The sequence below is a fragment of the Aeromonas sp. MR19 genome (genome assembly GCF_963899305.1).
Classification (GTDB): domain Bacteria; phylum Pseudomonadota; class Gammaproteobacteria; order Enterobacterales; family Aeromonadaceae; genus Aeromonas; species Aeromonas bestiarum.
Window position 1 is genome coordinate 23182 of record NZ_CAWQWZ010000051.1, and the last position, 21225, is coordinate 44406.

18 protein-coding genes are annotated in these 21225 nt (G+C 61.7%); 4 read left to right on the forward strand and 14 right to left on the reverse strand.

Features of this window, described 5'->3' with window-relative positions; translation table 11 throughout:
• Nucleotides 1-90: 90 nt before the first annotated feature.
• Nucleotides 91-495: a CBS domain-containing protein gene (locus AACQ95_RS18520; RefSeq protein WP_241279294.1), complete on the forward strand. Its 405-nt coding sequence runs from the start codon at nucleotides 91-93 to the stop codon at nucleotides 493-495.
• On the opposite strand, the gene AACQ95_RS18525 is transcribed toward AACQ95_RS18520, so the two are convergent.
• Nucleotides 492-1028, reverse strand: a complete 537-nt coding sequence (locus AACQ95_RS18525; RefSeq protein WP_103472265.1) for a DUF2301 domain-containing membrane protein — start codon at nucleotides 1026-1028, stop codon at nucleotides 492-494. The genes AACQ95_RS18520 and AACQ95_RS18525 overlap by 4 nt on opposite strands.
• 85 nt (nucleotides 1029-1113) lie before the next feature.
• On the opposite strand from AACQ95_RS18525, the gene AACQ95_RS18530 reads away from it, so the two are divergent.
• Nucleotides 1114-1878 (forward strand): substrate-binding periplasmic protein, encoded by a 765-nt coding sequence (locus AACQ95_RS18530; protein ID WP_241279295.1) that lies wholly within the window; start codon nucleotides 1114-1116, stop codon nucleotides 1876-1878.
• Nucleotides 1879-2074: 196 nt separating this feature from the next.
• Here AACQ95_RS18530 and asnC read toward each other — a convergent pair whose 3' ends face one another.
• Nucleotides 2075-2536, reverse strand: a complete 462-nt coding sequence (gene asnC / locus AACQ95_RS18535) for a transcriptional regulator AsnC (protein ID WP_042870194.1) — start codon at nucleotides 2534-2536, stop codon at nucleotides 2075-2077.
• Between the two features lie 153 nt (nucleotides 2537-2689).
• On the opposite strand from asnC, the gene asnA reads away from it, so the two are divergent.
• Complete coding sequence (gene asnA / locus AACQ95_RS18540; RefSeq protein ID WP_172955252.1) at nucleotides 2690-3682, forward strand: aspartate--ammonia ligase; 993 nt, start codon at nucleotides 2690-2692, stop codon at nucleotides 3680-3682.
• A gap of 218 nt (nucleotides 3683-3900) precedes the next feature.
• Here asnA and AACQ95_RS18545 read toward each other — a convergent pair whose 3' ends face one another.
• The 4 genes from AACQ95_RS18545 to rluD form a co-directional block, all read right to left on the reverse strand.
• Complete coding sequence (locus AACQ95_RS18545; RefSeq protein WP_241279297.1) at nucleotides 3901-4725, reverse strand: MBL fold metallo-hydrolase; 825 nt, start codon at nucleotides 4723-4725, stop codon at nucleotides 3901-3903.
• A gap of 60 nt (nucleotides 4726-4785) precedes the next feature.
• Nucleotides 4786-7359, reverse strand: coding sequence for an ATP-dependent chaperone ClpB (gene clpB / locus AACQ95_RS18550; RefSeq protein ID WP_043142678.1), 2574 nt, complete (start codon nucleotides 7357-7359; stop codon nucleotides 4786-4788).
• 207 nt (nucleotides 7360-7566) lie between these two features.
• Nucleotides 7567-8304, reverse strand: coding sequence for a peptidoglycan editing factor PgeF (pgeF, locus tag AACQ95_RS18555; RefSeq protein WP_241279298.1), 738 nt, complete (start codon nucleotides 8302-8304; stop codon nucleotides 7567-7569).
• A gap of 127 nt (nucleotides 8305-8431) precedes the next feature.
• The gene (rluD, locus tag AACQ95_RS18560) at nucleotides 8432-9412 is read right to left on the reverse strand and encodes a 23S rRNA pseudouridine(1911/1915/1917) synthase RluD (protein ID WP_241279299.1); all 981 of its coding nucleotides are present in this window, start codon (nucleotides 9410-9412) and stop codon (nucleotides 8432-8434) included.
• Nucleotides 9413-9529: 117 nt separating this feature from the next.
• Here rluD and AACQ95_RS18565 point away from each other — a divergent pair, with 117 nt between their 5' ends.
• Entirely contained in the window at nucleotides 9530-10285 is a 756-nt protein-coding gene (locus tag AACQ95_RS18565) for an outer membrane protein assembly factor BamD (protein ID WP_043119513.1), read from the forward strand.
• Between the two features lie 126 nt (nucleotides 10286-10411).
• Here the strand turns inward: AACQ95_RS18565 and AACQ95_RS18570 are convergent, their stop codons facing one another.
• The 8 genes from AACQ95_RS18570 to yqhD all read right to left on the reverse strand — a co-directional run bounded on the left by AACQ95_RS18570 (nucleotide 10412) and on the right by yqhD (nucleotide 21192).
• The gene (locus tag AACQ95_RS18570) at nucleotides 10412-11740 is read right to left on the reverse strand and encodes a CoA-disulfide reductase (RefSeq protein WP_241279300.1); all 1329 of its coding nucleotides are present in this window, start codon (nucleotides 11738-11740) and stop codon (nucleotides 10412-10414) included.
• A gap of 87 nt (nucleotides 11741-11827) precedes the next feature.
• Entirely contained in the window at nucleotides 11828-13228 is a 1401-nt protein-coding gene (locus tag AACQ95_RS18575) for an L-cystine transporter (RefSeq protein ID WP_098981622.1), read from the reverse strand.
• A gap of 237 nt (nucleotides 13229-13465) precedes the next feature.
• Nucleotides 13466-14773, reverse strand: coding sequence for an L-cysteine desulfidase family protein (locus AACQ95_RS18580; protein ID WP_043554160.1), 1308 nt, complete (start codon nucleotides 14771-14773; stop codon nucleotides 13466-13468).
• A 25-nt stretch (nucleotides 14774-14798) separates the two neighbouring features.
• Nucleotides 14799-15467, reverse strand: coding sequence for a helix-turn-helix transcriptional regulator (locus AACQ95_RS18585; protein WP_209428576.1), 669 nt, complete (start codon nucleotides 15465-15467; stop codon nucleotides 14799-14801).
• 185 nt (nucleotides 15468-15652) lie between these two features.
• Nucleotides 15653-16405 carry a substrate-binding periplasmic protein gene (locus AACQ95_RS18590; protein ID WP_098981620.1) on the reverse strand — a complete coding sequence of 251 codons (753 nt, stop codon included), beginning with the start codon at nucleotides 16403-16405 and terminating at the stop codon, nucleotides 15653-15655.
• A 96-nt stretch (nucleotides 16406-16501) separates the two neighbouring features.
• Nucleotides 16502-17986 carry a Re/Si-specific NAD(P)(+) transhydrogenase subunit beta gene (gene pntB / locus AACQ95_RS18595; RefSeq protein WP_043142701.1) on the reverse strand — a complete coding sequence of 495 codons (1485 nt, stop codon included), beginning with the start codon at nucleotides 17984-17986 and terminating at the stop codon, nucleotides 16502-16504.
• 11 nt (nucleotides 17987-17997) lie between these two features.
• Nucleotides 17998-19521, reverse strand: a complete 1524-nt coding sequence (locus tag AACQ95_RS18600) for a Re/Si-specific NAD(P)(+) transhydrogenase subunit alpha (protein WP_043142703.1) — start codon at nucleotides 19519-19521, stop codon at nucleotides 17998-18000.
• 507 nt (nucleotides 19522-20028) lie between these two features.
• Nucleotides 20029-21192, reverse strand: a complete 1164-nt coding sequence (gene yqhD / locus AACQ95_RS18605) for an alcohol dehydrogenase (RefSeq protein ID WP_241279301.1) — start codon at nucleotides 21190-21192, stop codon at nucleotides 20029-20031.
• Nucleotides 21193-21225: the final 33 nt, after the last annotated feature.

Here is a 21225-nt window from a genome sequence, read left to right on the forward strand (position 1 = left end):
GCCTATCAATCTCCACGGCACAAGCCATTGGCCCCGTCCGCCGCCCAGCGGCCATAGTGACACCACTTTACCTCTTTTGGAGCCACCCAGATGCTGCAGATCCGCGATCACATGAGCCGCCTGACCCACTCCCTCACCCCGCAACTCGGCCTGGCCGAGGCGCTGGACAGATTGCACCACTCAGGGCTGAGCGGCCTGCCGGTGCTGGACGAGCAGCAGCGGCTGATCGGTTTTCTCTCCGAGCAGGACTGCATTCCCAGCCTGCTCACCGGCAGCTATCACTGCGATACCCGTACCCGGGTAGAAGATCTGATGAGCCGCACACCGCTCTCGGTCGCCCCGGACGACAACATACTGGAGCTGGCGCGCCAGATGAGCGAGGCCAGGCCCAAGATCTACCCGGTGCTGCAAGGGGGCAAGGTGATCGGCATCATCAGCCGCCATCAGGTGATGCAGGCCCTCAACCGCCAGATGAAGGGCTGCCAGCAGACCTAGCTCTGGTAGCGCCCCTTGTCACCTATGTCGAAGTGCAGGGGCATGCGCCACTTGGCCAGACTGAGCAGGCAGAGCAACAGGCCGCACGCCAGCGCAACCAGGGCGGCGGCCCAGCCGAGCCGGGCCCACTCCAGCCCCCATAACAGCGGCAGCAACAGGGGCACCGCCTTGATGCCAGGAATGGCGAAACAGAACTGCTCCTTGAACGCCAGGCCGGAGAGCGTGGCCAGCACAGCCCCCAGCACCAGCACGTCCGGCGCCCCGCAGGCGCTCAGCATCAGGCCGCCCCAGGCCGTCGCCTGCAGGATGAAGCGAATACGCTTGTCATAGATATGCAGACAGAGCCCGCACACCCCGCTCGCCACCGCCATGGCCGCCAGCCAGATCGCAGGCGGTAAAAAATCCTGCCCAATCAGCAGGCTGGCCCCTCGACACACAAGCAATAAAGCTGCCAGACTCAGGCCAAGGCGATAGAGGCAGACCGACAAGCTGTCGATACCGTCCAGTTCACTTTCGATTTCAGGATTTGCCATCCGGGGTCGTCTCTGTTGAATATCCGGGCCAATATACTTGAATTATGCCCGTGGGCGATTCCCTATTCCGTGCAGGAGATGTGGTTTGCGAAGGTTCATTCTGCTCTGCCTGCTGCTTCCCCTCTGGCTCCAGGCCAAAGAACTGATCATAGGTGGCACGCTGGAGCCGCCGCTGAAATTTCTGGACGGCCAGGCCCGCCCCTGCGGGCTGGATGTGGACGTGGTCACCGCCATCTTCGGCAAGCTCAAGGTCCCCATCAGGATCGAGCTGACCGACTCGGGCGCCCGCCTCACCCGCAATGCCGAAACCGGCGCGTATGACCTGGTGATGACCCACTCCTACAAGCCGGAGCGAGAGCGCTATCTGCTCTACCCGCAGCAGGCCCACCTGCGCCACAGCTGGCACTTCTTCGTGCGCAAGGCCGACATGATGAAGATCCGCTACGACACCCTGAGCGATCTCAAACCCTGGCGCATCGGCGTCACCAAAGACTTCTCCTACACCCCTGAGCTGACGGCGGCCCTGGCCGATCCGGCCTATCACTTCCAGGAGATCCCCATCAACCAGCTGCAACTGCGCAAGCTGATCGCCGGACGCATAGATGCCGTGCCCATGCCGCTGGTCACCGCCTTCGCCCAGATCAAGGAGGAGGGGCTGGAGGGCAAGCTCGACTACCTGCCCAAGCCGCTCAAGGCCAGCCCCTACTACACCGTCTGGACCAAGGCCAGGGCCGATGCCGGCACCCCGGCCCTGATGGCGGCCTATGATGCCGAGCTGTTGCACATGAAGCGCGACGGCAGGCTCAAGGCCATCTACGACAAGTACGGCATCCCCTATATCGAACCCTGATCCCGGCGATCAGGGCTTCACATCACGCAAGATCGGATTCTGCAGTGAAATCAGGGTTTCGCATGTGAAATGGATCTCGCGCGTCCCTCCCCACGCAACAGACCTCAGGGCTTAACGTCTCGCAATATCGGGTTTTGCAGTGGAATCAGAGTTTCGCATGTGAAATGGATCTCCCGCGTCCCCCACGCAACAAGCCTCAGGGCTTAACGTCTCGCAATATCGGGTTCTGCAGCGAGATCAGGGTTTCCGTCGACTGGATCTCGTCTATGGTCTGGATCTTGTGGATCAGCACAGTCTGCAGCTCGTCGATGGAGCGGGTCATCACCTTCATGAAGATGCTGTAGTGGCCCGTGGTGTAGTAGGCCTCCACCACCTCGTCCAGCGCCTGCAGCTTGGCCAGGGCCGAGGGGTAATCCTTGGCACTCTTGAGGTTGATGCCGATAAAGCAGCAGACGTCATAACCCAGCTTCTTGGCATTCACCTGCACCCGCGTCCCCTCGATGATCCCCGCCTGCTTCATCTTCTCCACCCGCACATGAATGGTGCCCGGGCTGACCGCCAGTTGTTTGGCCAACTCGGCGTAAGGGATCCGCGCATTGTCCATCAGGGCGGTGAGGATGGCCTGATCGAGATTATCGATCCGATAATTTTCCGGCACTTTTTTGCACTCCCGTTGACGATACTTCATTAATAATGGGTTTATTTTGAAGAAAAAAACACACAAAGCCTATTTCTATTATCGAATATTGAATTTACTTGGCAATCTGTTGAAGAATCGTCACATCCAACGGATTTGAGACAGGTATTCAGCATGAAACAGCACTACATTCGCAGCCAGCAACAGATCAGCTTCGTCAAAGAGATGTTCTCCCGCCAACTCGCCCAGCAACTGGGCCTGATGGAGGTGCAAGCCCCCATTCTGAGCCGGGTCGGTGATGGCACTCAAGACAACCTCTCTGGCCACGAGAATGCGGTGCAGGTCAAGGTGAAGACCCTGCCTGAACACAGCTACGAGGTGGTGCACTCCCTGGCCAAGTGGAAGCGCCAGACGCTCGGTCGCTTCGGCTTCGGCCCGGGCGAAGGCATCTACACCCACATGAAGGCGCTGCGTCCGGACGAGGATCGCCTCACCCCCATCCACTCCGTCTACGTGGATCAGTGGGACTGGGAGAAGGTGATGCCGAGCGAGCGCCGCGATCTGGCCTATCTGCAGGAGACGGTGCGCGGCATCTGGGCCGCCATCAAGGCTACCGAGCGCGCCGTCTGTGCCGAACACGCGCTGACCCCCTTCCTGCCAGGCGAGATCCAGTTCCTGCACAGCGAAGAGCTGCTGACCCGTTACCCGGATCTCGACGCCAAGGGGCGCGAACGCGCCATCGCCAAGGAGCTGGGTGCCGTCTTCCTCATCGGCATAGGCGGAGCCCTCTCCCACGGCGAGCGCCACGATGTGCGTGCCCCTGACTATGACGACTGGAGCAGCCACAGCGAGCTGGGGCTGGCCGGCCTGAACGGTGACATCCTGGTGTGGAACCCTGTGCTGGAAGACAGTTTCGAGATCTCCTCCATGGGGATCCGGGTAGACGCCGAGGCCCTGCGCCGCCAGCTCGCCATCACGGGCGATGAAGATCGCCTGCAATACGACTGGCACCAGGATCTGCTGGCCGCGCGCATGCCGCAGACCATAGGCGGCGGCATAGGCCAATCCCGTCTGGCCATGTTGCTGCTGCAAAAGGAACACATAGGTCAGGTGCAGGTCGGCGTCTGGCCGGCGGAGATGAAAACCGCCATCCCGGGCATGCTGTAAGCAATTCAATGGGTCTAGCCTGCGAGCCGCGGCACGCGGGTCAGGCCTGACAGGTGTGTGGCCGCCCGGGATGAGAGAGCGCATCACGGGCATGCTGTAAGCAGAGTGGGCATCCCTGATGGCCCTCTGCGAAACCGGGGCTTGCCCCTGCGACCCGCTCAACCCACGTCAGGTCGCGTCACTACATTCCTCTCGGCAATCTTCGGATTGCCGCTTTTTTATGGCGGGAATACATATGTGAACCCCGCACCTATGTTGGTCTGCCGTGGCAGCCCCGCCTTCCGTTTGCCGGTGCAATGGCAGGCAAAGAGGCTCTCCACGCCCTCCTGTTGCAGATACATACCCAGCGCCGCCGCCCGCTGCGGGCCGGAAAATTTCAGGTGCAGACCACCTATGACGGCATGCACCCGCTCATCGCCGCACACCTCCTTGGCCCACTGGACGATGTTCTCGGCCCCTGAGTGGCCGCAGCCGATAAAGACGATAAGGCCTTTGGAACTCTTATAAGCCAGCGCCGAATCATCGCTGATAAGGTCTTTCTCCACTCGCCCGCCCCGCACCATGTAACCCAGCAAGGAGGGTTTGGCTTGCTCCCGTCGCAGTATGGATCCCAGGAACACCAGCCGCTCGGACAACCAGACCGGCTCGGCAGAGCTGCGGGGCAGCAGCCCTCTGGCCACCAGAGCCTCCGGCGCAAGATCGCCCGAGAGTCGATAGAGGTTGTGGCGCCGAAACGGCCAGGGCAGGAAGTAGCCCCGCTCATGGAACACATCCGGACAGGCGATCAAGGGGACAGGATCGGGATAGACGGGCAGCGAGCCGATACCGCCCACATGATCGTAATGACCGTGGGAGAGCACCACGTGGGTGAGGGAGGCGAGATCCATCCCCATGACCCCGGCGTTATGGCGCAAGGCCCTCCCCCTCCCGCTGTCAAACAGCACCTTGAGGCCATCGCACTCCAGCAGCAGCGCCAACCCTTTCTCCGGCAAGCAGCCGGGCTGATGCACCTCGTCATCGACCAGTACAGAAAACTTGAGCATGCCACCTCCCCACAAAATAAAACGCAGGCACCAGGCCTGCGTTTTTCATCGACAATCCCGTTACTGGGTCATGGTCAGGCCGTTGCTGTCGGCCCCCAGCAGCAACTTCTTGCCGGGAACGATGCGACCGGAGAGCAGCGCCTGAGCCAGCGGGTTCTCCACCTTGTGCTGGATCGCCCGCTTGAGGGGCCGTGCCCCGTAGACGGGGTCAAACCCGGCGTGCACCAGCTTCTCGAGCAGCGCCTCGCTCACCTCCACCTCGTAACCCTGAGCCTCCAGACGGCCCATCAGACTCTTGAGCTGGATGCGGGCGATAGACTTGATGTGAGCCTCGTCGAGGGGGTGGAACACCACAGTCTCGTCGATCCGGTTGATGAACTCGGGCCGGAAGCTGCGGGTCAGCACCTCCATCAACATGGCCTTCATCTCGTCGTAATCCTTCTCGGAGTGGTGCTCCTGGATCAGATCCGACCCCAGGTTGGAGGTCATGATGACGACCGAGTTGCGGAAATCGACGGTACGACCCTGACCATCGGTCAGGCGGCCATCGTCCAGCACCTGCAACAGGATGTTGAACACATCCGGGTGCGCCTTCTCCACTTCATCGAGCAGGATCACAGAGTAGGGGCGACGGCGTACCGCCTCGGTCAGATAACCCCCCTCCTCATAGCCCACGTATCCCGGAGGTGCACCCACCAGACGGGCCACGCTGTGTTTCTCCATGAACTCGGACATGTCGATCCGCACCATGGCGTCCTGGGTATCGAACAGGAACTCCGCCAGCGCCTTGCACAGCTCGGTCTTGCCCACCCCGGTGGGACCGAGGAACAGGAAGGAGCCGATGGGACGGTTCGGATCCGAGAGCCCGGCACGGGAGCGGCGAATGGCGTTGGAGACGGCTTCAACCGCTTCCTCCTGGCCTATCACACGGCTGTGCAACTGATCTTCCATCCGCAGCAGCTTGTCGCGCTCCCCTTCCAGCATGCGCGCCACAGGAATGCCGGTTGCACGGGCCAGCACGTCGGCTATCTCCACGTCCGTGACGCGGTTGCGCAGCAGGCTGGTCTCCTGCATCTCGGCCTGGGTGGCGAGATCCAGCTGCTTCTCCAGCTCGGGAATACGGCCGTACTGCAGCTCTGACATGCGACCGAGATCGCCGGCACGGCGCGCCACGTCGAGATCCTGACGGGCCTGCTCCAGTGCCGCCTTGATGTGCTGGGTACCGGCAAGGGCAGCCTTCTCGGCCTTCCACACCTCATCCAGCTCGTTGTATTCCCGATCCTTTTCGCCAATCTCCTGATTGATGAGATCCAGTCGCTTGCGGCTGGCGTCGTCATCCTCTTTCATCAGCGCCTGCTGCTCGAGTTTCAGCTGTATGATGCGCCGCTCCAGCCGGTCGAGGGACTCGGGCTTGGAGTCGATCTGCAGCCGGATGCTGGCCGCAGCCTCGTCGATCAGGTCGATGGCCTTGTCTGGCAACTGGCGATCGGCGATGTAACGGTGCGACAGCTGGGCCGCCGCCACGATCGCCGGATCCGTGATCTGCACATGGTGGTGCAGCTCGTAACGCTCCTTCAGGCCGCGCAGTATGGCGATGGTGTCCTCCACGCTCGGCTCCTCCACCAGCACCTTCTGGAAGCGGCGCTCCAGCGCGGCATCCTTCTCTATGTACTGGCGGTACTCATCCAGGGTGGTGGCACCGACGCAGTGCAGATCGCCACGGGCCAGCGCAGGTTTCAGCATGTTGCCCGCGTCCATGGCCCCTTCGCCCTTGCCGGCGCCGACCATGGTGTGCAGCTCGTCGATGAAGAGGATGACGTTGCCCTCCTCCTTGGCGAGATCGCTCAGCACGGCTTTCAGCCGCTCTTCAAACTCGCCGCGGTACTTGGCACCGGCCACCAGGGCGCCCATGTCCAGGGAGAGCACCCGCTTGTTCTTGAGCCCTTCCGGCACTTCGCCGTTGATGATGCGCTGGGCCAGCCCTTCGACGATGGCGGTCTTGCCGACGCCGGGGGCACCGATCAGCACAGGGTTGTTCTTGGTACGGCGTTGCAGCACCTGGATGGTACGGCGGATCTCTTCATCGCGACCTATCACAGGATCCAGCTTGCCGATCTCGGCCCGCTCCGTGAGGTCTATGGTGTACTTCTCCAGCGCCTGGCGATTCTCCTCGGCGTTGGCATCTTCGATCTTTCTGCCACCGCGCACCTTGTCGATGGCGGCTTCTAGTTTCTCCTTGCTCAAGCCCTGGGCACGCAGCAGCTCGCCCAGGTTGCCCTTCTCGTCGAGAGCGGCCAGCACGAACAGCTCGGACGAGATGAACTGATCCTTGCGCTGCTGAGCCAGCTTGTCACAGACGTTGAGCAGGCGACCCAGGCCGTTGGAGAGCTGCACATCGCCCTCCACGCCGCTCACCTTGGGCAGCCGATCCAGCTCTTCGCCGAGGCGAGAGCGCAGGGCATTGATGTCCATCCCGGTCAGGGTGAGCAGTGGACGAATGGAGCCGCCGTCCTGATTGACCAGGGCGGTCATCAGGTGGACGGGTTCGATAAATTGATGATCACGACCCAGTGCAAGAGACTGGGCATCGGAAATAGCAACTTGGAATTTGCTGGTCAGGCGATCGAGGCGCATCGCACTCCCCCTTTCAGACAGACGCCGCTCATGCGGCAAACAACATGACTTTCTGACAAGAAAGATGCGGCCCGTACGGGTTATTTCAAGGGCCTGGCCTGGTTATTTTTTCTGCAAAGCGGGGAGAAGGCAGGATCCCCGCCCCTCTCACGCTGATCTGGTCGTGAGAAGAGCGGGGTGATGGCTGACCGGGTGCTTGTCAGGCTCTTAGCGGGCCAACCAGATGACGGAGGCCATTCGGCCGGTCTGACCGTCGCGACGATAAGAGTAGAACCGCTCGCCATCGCCGAAGGTGCAGAACTCGCCGCCGTAGACGGCGCTCACACCGGCCCGGGCGAGGCGCAGCCGGGCCAGCCGGTAGATATCCGCCAGCCACTTGCCCTCGTTGGGGGAAGGCACAAAGGCAGCGGCGGCGTCGGCCTGCTCCGCCATAAAGGCGTCGCGCACCTCGCCCCCCACCTCGAACGCCGTGGGGCCTATGGCAGGGCCAAGCCAGGCGAGAAGATCGCGAGGATCGCAACCCATGGCCGCGATGCTGGCTTCCAATACGCCTCCTTGCAGCCCGCGCCAACCGGCATGGGCGGCAGCCACCACAGTGCCAGCCCGATCGCAAAACAACACGGGAAGGCAGTCGGCGGTCATCACTATGCAGGCCTGCCCCGCCTCATGGGCGCAAGCCGCATCGGCATCCGGCACGGCATCATACTGGTTGCTGACCGGATGCACTGCGGTGCCATGCACCTGATTGAGCCAGTTGAGGGGGCCGGGAATATCCGCAGCCTGTTGCAGGCGGGCACGATTGGCCTCGACCCGCACCGCCGCGTCCCCCACATGGGCGCCCAGATTGAGGCCGGCGAAGACCCCTTCACTCTCGCCGCCATCCCGGGTGGTCGACAGGGCTCTGACACGAGCCGGTGCCGGCCAGTCGGGTTCGATCCATTTCATCTGTGGCTCCTTTCATTTATTCATATAAAAACGGGGCTCCTTAGCTGTTGCCAGTCAAGGAGCCCCGTTTCAGGCCTGATTCAAGGGCAGGGCTACGGCAGGAATCGTCGCAGAACCACCCTCTTCATCAGTTCCAGACCAGATCGTCCGGATTGGCCAAGGTGTCAGCGCGCAGCACTTCTATCAGAGCCACCATGTCCTGCGGCGTCTCGGAATGCCACTGCATCACTTCACCCGTGATGGGGTGCGCCAGTTGCAGCATGGTGGCATGCAGCGCCTGACGATTGAAGCTGCGCAGCATCTGGGTCAGCTCAGGGGTCGCATTGCGCAGCAGGCGCAGACGGCCACCGTAGGCGGGATCCCCCACCAGCGGATGCTTGATGTGAGCCATGTGCACACGGATCTGGTGGGTACGACCGGTTTCCAGACGCAGACGCAGACGGGTGTGGCCACGGAATTTCTCGTGTACCCGGTAGTGGGTCACGGAAGGACGGCCATTGGGCACCACAGCCATGTGGGTACGCTGGGTCGGGTGACGGCCGATAGGCGCATCCACTGTACCGCCTGCGGTCATGTGACCGATGGCGATGGCTTCGTACTCACGGGTGATCTGGCGCGCCTGCAGCGCTTCCACCAGATGGGTCTGGGCGGGCACTGTCTTGGCAACCACCATCAGGCCTGTGGTGTCTTTATCCAGACGGTGCACTATACCGGCGCGGGGCACCTCGGCGATGCCCGGATAGCGGTGCAGCAGGGCGTTGAGTATGGTGCCATCCGGCGTGCCTGCACCCGGGTGAACCACCAGACCGGCCGGTTTGTCGATCACCAGAATGTGTTCATCTTCGTAGACGATGTTGAGTGCTATGTCCTGGGCATCCCAACGGGTGTCATCTTCCAGCTCGACATCTACATGCACCTGTTGCCCGGCCAGTACCTTCTCGCGCGGGGTGTTCGCAACCTGACCATCCAGGGTCACTCTGTCCTGTAAAATCCACTCCTTGATGCGGGTTCGGGAGTAGTCTGGAAACAATTCGGCCAGGGCCTGGTCGAGTCGCTGCCCGAATTGGTGATCCTGAAATTCGCCTGTCAGTTCAATATGCTGGCTCATGTATGGTCTCTTGAGCGGGGGGTATCAATTCGAAATAATCCGGGTATTCTAGCTTTTCTTTTAGCCAAGCATAACGGATACTTTGCCAATTTCGTGGAAATGGACCGGATGTTGTTGATGGGAAAGAAGTCTCACCTGCTGATGTCGCTCGCCTTGGTTGCTACCTTGATCACGGGCTGTTCCAGCACCAAACCCAAGGTCCCCGACGAACCGCCGGAGACCCTGTACCAGAAAGCACGCCTCAAGCTGGATGCCGGTAACTACCTGAATGCTATCGAATTACTGGAAGCATTGGACTCGCGCTATCCTTTCGGCGCCTACTCCAACCAGGTACAGCTTGACCTCATTTACGCCTACTACAAACAGGACGATACCGCCCAGGCGATCGCCAATATCGACCGTTTTATCCGCCTCAATCCGGCGCATAAAAATATCGATTATGTGTTCTACATGCGCGGCCTGACCAACATGGCCGGCGATTACAACTTCTTCCAGGACTTCCTGGGCATCAATCGGGACGATAAAGACCCCTCTTATGCCCGTCAGGCCTTCCAGGACTTCAAGACCCTGTTGCAGAACTATCCCAACAGCGTCTATGCCGCCGATGCACGTGCTCGCATGATCGGCCTGAAGAACCGCCTTGCCCGTTACGACCTGAGCGTGGCCGAGTACTACGTGAAGCGCGATGCGCTGATCGCCGCCGCCAACCGGGCCAAGCTGATTGTCGAGACCTATCCCGACACGGCCGAAACCGAGAAGGCGCTGGAGATCATGGTCGAGTCTTACGACACGCTGAAGATGCCGGCCCTGGCCCAGCATGCCCGCGAAGTGCTGGCCAAGAACTACCCGGACAATCGTCTCGGCCGCGGCTGAGTTCAACGGCCAAACCGGTCGCAACAAAAAACCGATGCCCAGGCATCGGTTTTTTTATGTCAGCCATTTACCTGCAGAGTGCAACTGGCATGACGGCGCCGTGTATGCGCCGCCATCTTCAGTCAGCTATTTGGCCACATTGCCCGCCACGTTGAGCACGTCCCAGGTGCGGGAGAAGGGCGGGGCGTAGGCAAAGTCCAGCATGCCGAGCTGCTCCGTGGTCACTCCCATGGTGATGGCGACCGCCAGCGCATCTATGCGGTGGACAGCCCCCTTGCGACCCAGGATCTGCCCCCCCAGCAGCCGCTTGCTGCCCGCCTCATAGACCAGCTTGACGTGGATATCGGACTGGCCGGGGCAGTAGTTGGTGTGGCACTTGTCCTTGATGACGACGGTGCGATAGTCGACACCCATCGCCTTGGCTTCTTGCTCAGAAAGACCGGTGCGACCCGCCTCCAGCCCCAGCACCTTGAGCGCCGCGGAGCCCAGCGTGCCCGGGAACACCTGTTCGGCCCCGGCCAGGTTCTCGCCCACCATGCGGCCCAGCTTGTTGGCTATGGTGGCGAGCGGCACATAAACCTGCTGCTGTTTGACGCTGTGCCAAACGCTGGCGCAGTCGCCGGCAGACCAGACGTTGGCCAGCGAGGTGCGGCCCTGCCTGTCCACCTCGATGGCGCCATTGGCCAGCCGTTTGATGCCGGTGTCGGCCAGGAACTCGGTGTTGGGCTTGACCCCGGTACAGACCACCACTATATCGGCCTCATACTCGCCCTGGCTGGTTCGCACGCCCGTGACCCTGCCATCCCCCAGCAGAGCCTCAACCCGCTCACCCAGATGGACACAGACCCCCTGCTCGCGCAGTTCGGTTTCTATGTGCTGGGTGATTTCGCTATCAAAAGCGTCGGGAATGACCCGATCCGCCAGCTCGATGAGCCGCACCTCTTTACCCTGATGCACCAGGGCCTCGACTACCTCCAGCCCGATGAAGCCGGAGCCGATCACCAGGGCGCGGGTATTGCGCTTGTCCTGCACCGCCTCCTTCAGCGCCAGCCCGTCGGCCATGCGGCGCAGGCCGAACACCCCCTGCTGCTGCAGGCCGGGGATGGGGGGCATCACTTCACGGGCACCTGTGGCTATCATCAGCCGATCGTAACGATCGGTGAAGGTGTCGCCCTTGTGCTCCACCCGAAGGGTATGGGCGGCCGCATCGATACCGAGCACCCGGTGGCCGGTCTTGACCTCTATCCCCTTGGCGGCGAACTGCTCCGGGGTGAACTCGGCCATGTAGCCCGGCTCCTGAAACTCGTCGCCGACGAAGTAGGGCAGGCCGCAGGCGCCGAAGGAGATCACCTCGGAAGCCTCGTACACCACTATCTCGGCATCCTTGGCCAGACGACGGGCCTTGGCCGCCGCACTCATACCGGCGGCTTCGCCACCTATGATCAGGATTCTCATACTTTCTCCTTTCAATGGCAGAGGGAGGGCATGCCCTCCCTCTGGTCTATCGATGGGCAGGGGCTGGCCCCTCCCCTGGCAAGCGGATCAGATGGTGGACTCTTCGCCGTCCAGACACACCTCGTGCTCGCTGTTGAACACCGCCATGTCGGTCTCGCCCAACAGGCGGCTGGTGACAGTACCGGCCGTGATGGAGCCGGAAACGTTCAGCGCGGTGCGGCCCATGTCGATCAGCGGCTCGATGGAGATGAGCAGGCCCGCCAGCGCCACCGGAAAGTCCAGGGCGGAGAGCACGATCAGCGCGGCGAAGGTGGCTCCGCCACCGATCCCGGCCACCCCGAACGAGCTGACGGTGATGATGGCGATCAGCGTCATGATGAAGCCCGGATCCATGGGATTGACCCCCACGGTCGGGGCTATCATCACCGCCAACATGGCCGGATAGATGCCGGCGCAGCCGTTCTGGCCTATGGTCGAACCGAACGAGGCGGCGAAGTTGGCGATCCCCTCCGGAATGCCGAGTGCCTTGGTCTGGGTCTGCACGTTCATCGGGATGGAGCCCGCACTGGTGCGGGAGGTGAAGGCAAAGGCCAGCACCGGCATGATCTTCTTCAGATAGCGGGCCGGGTTGATGCCCACCAGGCTCACCAGCAGCAGGTGCACCGCAAACATGATGGCGATGGCGCCGTAGGAGGCCATGACGAAGCTGAGCAGGTTGAGGATGTCGGCGTAGTTGGAACCGGACACCACCTTGGTCATCAGCGCCAGCACGCCATAGGGAGTGAGGCGCAGCACCAGAGTCACCATCCGCATCACTATGACGTGGGCAACCTGCATGAAGTGGCCGAAGCTCGCGAAGATCTCGGGCTTCTTGCGGGCGATGCCGGTGGCTGACAGGCCGATGAAGATGGAGAAGATCACCACGGCTATGGTGGAGGTCTTGCGCGCCCCCGTCATATCGAGGAAGGGGTTGGCCGGGATGAATTCCAACACCATCTTAGCAAAGGACATTCCCTCGACGCTGCCGAGTGTGGTCTGCAGCGCGGCGCCACGAGCTGTCTCGGCGGCGCCGGCGGTGAGTCCTTCAGCGGTCAGGCCGAACAGGTTGGACATCAGTATGCCCGCCCCGGCGGCGATCATGGTGGTGAAGATCAGCACGCCTATGGTCATGGCGCTGATCTTGCCAAGGGCGGTACCGCCGTTGAGCTTGAGGATGGCGCCTATGATGGAGACCATGATGAGCGGGGTGATGATCATCTGCAGCAGCTTCACATAGCCGCTGCCGACGATATCCAGGTAGTCACCGGTCTGCACCAGCACGCTGGAGCCGGCACCATACAACAGTTGCAAGGCGGCGCCGAACAGGATGCCCAGCCCCAGCCCCGAGAAGACCCGGCGGGTGAAGCTGACGTGGGTTTGCTGCAACCGATAGAGAAACAGCAGCAACATGACCAGGATGGCCAGATTACCTATAACGCTAAGAGTCATGACGATATTCCCCAAAATAATCGGGCCGGGCCCGAGGTATACGGACGAGTGTCCAGTGCACACTCCTCCCTGAAACGTGCCGCATCGTGGCGACTTGCCCCCCGGTGCAACCGGGGTGACACAAAACCGGGCCGCGCCTGGCAGGCGCAACCCTGACATCGACCGCATCGGACGCCCCGTGGCCGGGGCGGCGTCAGCAGACAGAAAAACAGAGGGTGGCTTGCGCCACCCCTTGCATCACTGGGCCTTGCCCTGTTGTTTGGCCCGCATGATGTTGATGATCTCGATATCGGTATCCAGCATCCCCAGTTTGGAGAGACGGCCCAGGTTGGCTATGGTCTGATCCACGTCGTCGGAGACTATGCCTTCGCTCTGGGGTACGTGCAGATTGTTGATGGCCATCAGCGACGATTTGACCGCCGCCGAGGTGGAGGTAGAGACCTTCATGGAACAGGCACTGCCCGCGCCGTCGCAAATGATACCGGAAACGTCACCGATCATGTTGTTGATGCAGTGACTAATTTGCTCGAACTGGCCGCCCAGCAGCCAGGTGATGGCGGCCCCCGACCCCATGGCAGCCGTGCTGGCGGCGCAGAGGGCCGACAGCTTGTTCTGATGGGTCTTGATGTAGATGGCCACCAGATGGCTCATCACCAGCGCCCGGGTCAGCTGCTCGTCGCTCGCCTTGAGGAAGCGGGCGGCGGCGACCACCGGCATGGTGGCGGCTATGCCCTGATTGCCGGAGCCGGAGTTGGACATGGCGGGCAGCATGGCGCCGTCCATGCGCGCATCGGAGGCCGCCGAGGAGAGCCGCATGGCCAGCGTCATCAGATCGTCCGAGAGCAGCTTGCGCTCCACCTGCTCGGTCAGGATCTTGCCGATCTGCAAGCCATAACCCTGCAGCCCTTCATCCGCCAGCGCCTGGTTCATGGTGGCCGCGGCGCGAATGAAGTCGATCTCCGCCAGCGGCACCTCAAGCGCAAACGCCACTATCTCGCGCAGCGTCATGGCGGGCTTGCCGGACTTGGCGGGCTGGATCTGCACGCCGGGGGCGCTGGCCTGCTCCATCAGCACCTCGCCGTCCAGCTCCATCAAGACGATGCGGGTGTGGTCGGTACAGATCACCACACGGGCGCTGTGGCCCTCCACCTCCGCCAAGACCTCGGCATAGAGCACGTCAGCCACATCCTTCACGTCCACCTTGATGATGGGCAGCAGCGCCTTGGCAGCCTCCACCTGGGCCGGGGTCAGGGTATTGAGCACCTCCAGCCCCGCATCCGGGTTGCCCCCGGTGAAACCGACCGCCGCCGCCACCGGCAGCCCTATCATGCCGGTGCCGGGCACGCCGACCCCCATGCCGTTCTTGAACAGGTTGCCGCTGACCCAGACGCTGACGCGAGTCGGATCCTGCCCCAGCAGCTTGCGGCAGTTGGCCGCCGCCAGCGCCACCGACATGGGCTCGGTGCAGCCCAAGGCCGGCACCACTTCACGCTTGAGCAGGGTAATAAAGTCGGTCCATTGTGCTTTCATTGCGATGTTTCTCATGTTCATGTCGCCCACGGGCGGGCTCTTATTGTTCGGTCAGATCCGCTTTGCGGTTGCGGATATGCAGATAGACGGTATGACGGGAGATGCCGAGCATCTCGGCCACCAGCTGGGCGGCATCCTTGATCTCGAAGATGCCCATGTCGTAGAGCCGGTGCACGATCGCCTTGTTGCGCACGCTGCTGCCGAGGCTGGCATCCTGATCCACCTTGTCGATCACCTGGGCCACCAGATCGTCCACCGAGCTGGCGAAGGTCTCGTTGTTGAGCGGCGCCGGCGCGGCGGGCAACGAGAAGGTATCGAGCAGGGCGCCGAGCGGCGTATCCAGGCTGAAGTTCACGCACAGCATGCCGACGGGTTTGCCCTCCCGGTTGCTGATGGTGATGGAGGAGGACTTGAGCAGCGCCCCCTCGCGAGTGCGGGAGAAGTAGCTGCTCCACTGACTGCCCGCCGCGCTCTGCAGCTTGTTGAGGGCGAAGTCGGTGACGGGTGCTCCCTCCTCCCGGCCTGTGATATGGCCGTTGGCGATCTTGATGACGGAGGCGTGCAAGCTGTCGAAAGCGTGCAGCACCACTTCACAACCCGGGCCGAACAAGGCGGAGAGCGCCTCCACGGCGGGTTCGAAGCTGGCGATCAGGTGGCGCTCTTCATCGGTCAGCGCACTGGCTTGGCGTAATGGGGTGGCCTGCATCATAGGGGTCATCCAGTCAACTTGGGGTAACTCTAAAGCAAAGGGACTCAAATAAAGTTGAGCCGCATCGCTTTTTCGCAGGCATTATGCCCAACTGGCGGCAAAGCGCCACAGATTGTGAACTGGCGCACAACGGCAGGGTCTGAACGGGTCGCAGGGCTCAACAGACGGAACCTGAACGTCCCGATTCAGAGTCCGTAGCGGGTCAACAGGGCCTGGTACTCTGGGGTCTGCTTGAAGGCCTTGAGGGCGAGGGAGAACTGATAGGCCAGCTTCTCGTGGCCGGGCTTGTGGGTGAAGGCGAGGAAGTTGCGGTTGCTGTCGGTCACCGTCTTGTCGCTATGGCCGATCTGATCCTGCAGCCCCTGCCCCCTGACCAGGTAGCGGCCCACCATCTGGTTCATCACAACGGCATCGAGCCGCCCTGCCATCATCAGGTGCAACTGCTTGATCATGTTGCTCTCCCCCGTCATGGGAACCCGGGTGAACCCGGCGGCGGTCAGGAAGGCTTCGCCATAGGCATAGTCGGTCTGGGTACCGACGCGCAGCCCCTTGAGGCTGGCCAGGCTCTGGTAATCCACGGGTTTGTCCAGGGGGAAGAAGATCACTTCACCGCTCTGGGAGAGGGGTTCATCCGGGTAGTGCAGCCACTCCAGTCGCCGCTCCTCGAAGAAGGCATCGACTATGCCATCCCCCTGCTGCAACCTGGCCTCCTGCAACACCCGCTTCCAGGGCAGCACCTTGACCGTGGTGCGATAACCCATCCGCGTGAGCACGGTGCGGGCCAGCTCCAGATCGGCGCCCCCCAGGCTGCCGTCATCGAGCCGCATCACATAGGGCGGCCACAACTCGGTCAACAGGGTCAGGGTTGGCTGTTCAGCTGCCTGTGCTGCCAAACCCCACCAGAGGCAGATCAGGATCCATCCTTTACGCCATACCATGCCGTTCTCTCCACCCATGCATTGGCTGAGGATATACCAAAAAGTAAGTAATAAAAAAGGAGGCCTGAGCCTCCTTTTGTCTTTCCCGAACCACGCTTACAGCGCTTTCAGGATCGCCTCGACGCTGGCCTTGGCATCGCCAAACAGCATCTGGGTGTTCTCCTTGAAGAACAGCGGGTTCTGGACGCCGGCGTAGCCAGTGTTCATGGAACGCTTGAAGCCGATGACGTTCTGCGCCTTCCACACTTCCAGCACCGGCATGCCGGCGATGGGGCTGCCCGGATCTTCCATGGCGGCCGGGTTGACGGTGTCGTTGGCACCGATCACCAATACCACATCGGTATCGTTGAAGTCCTCGTTGATCTCGTCCATTTCCAGCACGATATCGTAAGGAACCTTGGCTTCCGCCAGCAGCACGTTCATGTGGCCTGGCAGACGACCGGCAACCGGGTGGATACCGAAGCGCACCTTGACGCCGCGCTCGCGCAGCTTGTGGGTGATCTCGGCCACCGGGTACTGGGCCTGCGCCACCGCCATGCCGTAGCCCGGGGTGATGATGACGGAGCTGGCGTTCTTCAGCAGGTCAGCCACTTCCTCGGCGTTGGTCTCGCGGTATTCGCCCATTTCCTGGTCGGCCGTGGAGGCCACGCCGTCGGAGCCGAAGCCACCGGCGATCACCGAGATGAAGGAGCGGTTCATCGCCTTGCACATGATGTAAGACAGAATCGCACCGGAGGAACCCACCAGGGCACCGACCACGATCAGCAGGTCATTGGAGAGCATGAAGCCCGCCGCCGCCGCCGCCCAACCCGAGTAGGAGTTCAGCATGGAGACCACGACCGGCATGTCGGCGCCACCTATGCTGGCCACCAGGTGCCAGCCGAAGGCGAAGGCGATCAGGGTCATCACCAGCAGGGCGAAGGTAGAGCCACCGGCGTTGACGAAGGAGATCATCAGTACCAGCGAGGCCACCACGGCCAGCAGGTTCAGCTTGTGACGGTGCGGCAGCATCAGCGGCTTGGAAGAGATGAGACCACGCAGCTTGCCGAAGGCAACCACGGAACCTGTGAAGGTCACGGCACCGATGAAGACGCCCAGGAAGATCTCGACCAGGTGGATGTTCAGCATGGCGCCGGAGAGGTGCTCGACCTGAGCGACGCTGGCCGCCTGTTCGAACGCCGCCCGGGCCGCAGCCAGAGTCGCATCCAGGTTGGAACCGACGGAAACCACCACCTCGGCGGGAGCAGACGGGTGCAGATCGATGAAGCTGTTGAAGCCCACCAGCACAGCCGCCATGCCCACGAAGCTGTGCAGCACGGCGACCAGCTCGGGCATCTCGGTCATCTCGACCTTGAGTGCCAGCCGCACGCCGATGGAACCACCTATGACCATGGCCAGGATGATCCAGTGCACGCCACTGGTTTCCGGGTTGAAGACGGTGGCGAGCAGGGCGATGGCCATACCCGCGATACCGAACAAGTTGCCATGCTTGGCCGTTTCTTGCTTCGACAGTCCCGCGAGACTGAGGATGAAGAGCACGGCGGCAACGATATAGGATGCTGTTACCAGTCCTTGAGACACGTTAAACCCCCTTAATCCTTACGGAACATCTTCAGCATGCGCTGAGTGACTGTGAAGCCACCGAAGATGTTGATACTGGCAATCAGCACGGCGATAAAGGCCAATGCGGTGACCAAAGTCGACCCTTGCCCGATTTGCAGCAGGGCACCGACCACGATAATGCCGGAGATGGCATTGGTGACCGACATCAGCGGCGTGTGCAGGGCGTGAGAGACGTTCCACACCACGTAGTAACCGACCACGCAGGCCAGGATGAATACGGTGAAGTGAGAGAGGAAGGCAGCAGGCGCCACGGCTGCGACCCAACCGAAGGCGGCGATGCCGAGAGCACCGAACACGAACTTCTTGTTGGACGGCTGCTTCGCCTCGGCCTTCTTGACCGGGGCAGCGGCAGGCTTCTGCGGGGCGGCGGAGACGGCGATGGCGGGCGGCGGGAAGGTGACTTCACCGGCCTGGATTACCGTCATGTTGCGCTGCACCACGTCTTCGAAGTTGATGGCAACCTGACCGTCCTTCTCCTTGCACATCAGCTTCATCAGGTTGACCAGGTTGGTCCCGTAGAGCTGGGATGATTGGGCGGGCAGACGACCCGGCAGATCGGTGTAACCTATCACCTTGACGCCATTGGGGGTCACGAACAGCTCGGTCGGCACAGTGTATTCACAGTTGCCGCCGGTGGCCGCCGCCAGATCCACGATCACCGAGCCCGGCTTCATGCTGTCGACCATTTCTTTGGTGATCAGCTTGGGCGCCGGACGACCCGGGATCAGGGCTGTGGTGATGATGATGTCCACTTCCTTGGCCTGCTGGGCAAACAGCGCCATCTCGGCCGCGATGAACTCATCGGACATGACCTTGGCATAACCATCGCTGGAGGCACCGTCTTCGCTGCCGAAGTCCAGCTTGAGGAATTCACCCCCCATGGATTCGATCTGCTCGGCCACTTCCAGACGGGTATCGAACGCCCGCACTATGGCGCCGAGGGAACCGGCAGTACCTATGGCAGCCAGGCCGGCCACGCCGGCACCTATCACCAGTACCTTGGCAGGCGGAACCTTGCCGGCGGCGGTGATCTGACCGGTGAAGAAGCGACCGAACTGGTGCGCGGCTTCGACCACGGCGCGATAGCCGCCTATGTTGGCCATGGAGGAGAGGGCGTCGAGGGACTGGGCACGGGAGATCCGCGGCACCATGTCCATCGCCATCACATTGATGTTGCGCTCGGACAGCTTCTTGACCAGCTCAGGGTTCTGGGCAGGCCAGATGAAGCTCACCAGGGTGGCACCATCTTTAATTTGTGCGATCTCGGCATCGGTCGGCGCATTGACCTTGAAGATAAGGTCGGCTTGCCAGACGCTCGGCACCACGCTGGCACCGGCAGCCTCGAAGGCGGCATCATCGAAGCTGGCCAGCTGGCCGGCACCGGCCTCGATGGCGACCTCGAAGCCGAGCTTTTTCAGCTGCTCAACGGTGGCCGGGGTCGCTGCGACCCGGGTCTCACCGGCGAGACTCTCTCTCGGTATTCCAATCTGCATGACTATTCCCTGATGGTTAATAAACAATCGCTGCCCAGTGTCGCATTTCTGGCGAAACAAGACATGACCAAAGTGCAGGTCACGGGCCCTTTGTTATGAAAATCAGTAGGCTTTACCTCAACCTCCTGTCATGGCCAGGCCCCCGCTTTTCAGGCGCGAAGGTGATTAGTATCAAATTTTGGAGTTTTATTACAACCGCAGTCCCGATGGTGCGCGTACAGAATTCAGCCCATCCCGGAGCATGATTTAAAAAAACAAACCAAATTAGCGACTTATACCAGTAAAAAGCGCTGGAAAAAGTGATCCAACCAGTCAAAAAAAATGTTTTACCGGCCCTCTATCTTAGCGCTTTTTGTTCTTACGAAATTCACTCCGATCACAGATATCGGGGTGAAAGTGGAAAAAGTAACTGTTTTGTAACAGACAAGGGGCCGATCCCCCGCCAAATGGCAGGATCCGGCCCCTTAAGTTCAATCGTTTCGATCCTGATGCCCTGGCGCGGCGCCCTTACCAGGCCGCTTCATAAATATGCTGGCTCTGTACCAGGTCGATGTCGCCGTGCTCGCCGATGGCGGTCATGCCGTGCTCCGCCAGCTTGCCGATCAGGGTGTCTATCCCCAGCGAGGCGACACCGTAGTCCCGCAGCCGGGTCTTGACCCCCATCCGCTCGAAGAAGTCACGGGTGGCGGCGATGGCACCGTCGATGCGATCCTCCTCACTGCCGCTGCGCAGATCCCACACTCGCTCGGCGTATTGCAGCAGCTTGGCGTGTTTCTGCTGGCGCTTGGCCTGCAGCAGGGCCGGCAGCACCACCGCCAGGGTCTGAGCGTGGTCGAGACCGTGCAGGGCGGTCAGCTCGTGGCCCAGCATGTGGGTCGCCCAATCCTGCGGCACACCGGCCCCGATCAGGCCGTTGAGGGCCAGGGTGGCGCTCCACATGATATTGGCACGCACCTCGTAGTTTTCCGGCTCCAGCAGCGCCTTGGGGCCCTCCTCGGCTAGGGTCAGCAGCAGGCCTTCGGCGAAGCGATCCTGCACCTTGGCGTTGACCGGATAGGTGAGGTACTGCTCCAGAATGTGGATGAAGGCATCCACCACGCCATTCGCCACCTGGCGGGCCGGCAGCGTGTAGGTGAGCACGGGATCCAGCACGGCGAAGCGCGGCATCACGAAGGGCGAGAAGAAGTGCACCTTGTCACCCGTGCTGCGACGGGTCACCACGGCGCCCATGTTCATCTCGGAACCGGTAGCCGGCAGGGTCAGCACGGCGCCGAGCGCAATGGCGGAGCGCACCTCGTTACCCACGGTCTCGAGTATGTGCCAGGGATCCCTGGCCTCGTCGTAGTGGGCTGCGGCGGCGATGAACTTGGTGCCGTCCAGCACGGAGCCGCCGCCGACGGCCAGCAGGAAGTCGATGCGCTCGGCTCGGGCCAGCGCCACCGCCCCCATCAGGGTTTCATAGGTGGGGTTGGGCTCGATGCCGCCGAACTCGAACAGTGTCATGCCGGCCAGCTCGCTGCGGATCAGCGCCAGCAGACCGGTGCGCACCACGCTGCCACCGCCATAGGTGATCAAGATGCGGGCGTCGGGAGGGAGCTGTTCGCGCAGCTGGGCAACCTGGCCCTTGCCGAACAGGATCTTGGTCGGGGTATGCAGGGTAAAATTGTTCATCGACATTGCCTTTTCATGTTCCGAGCGGTCTTG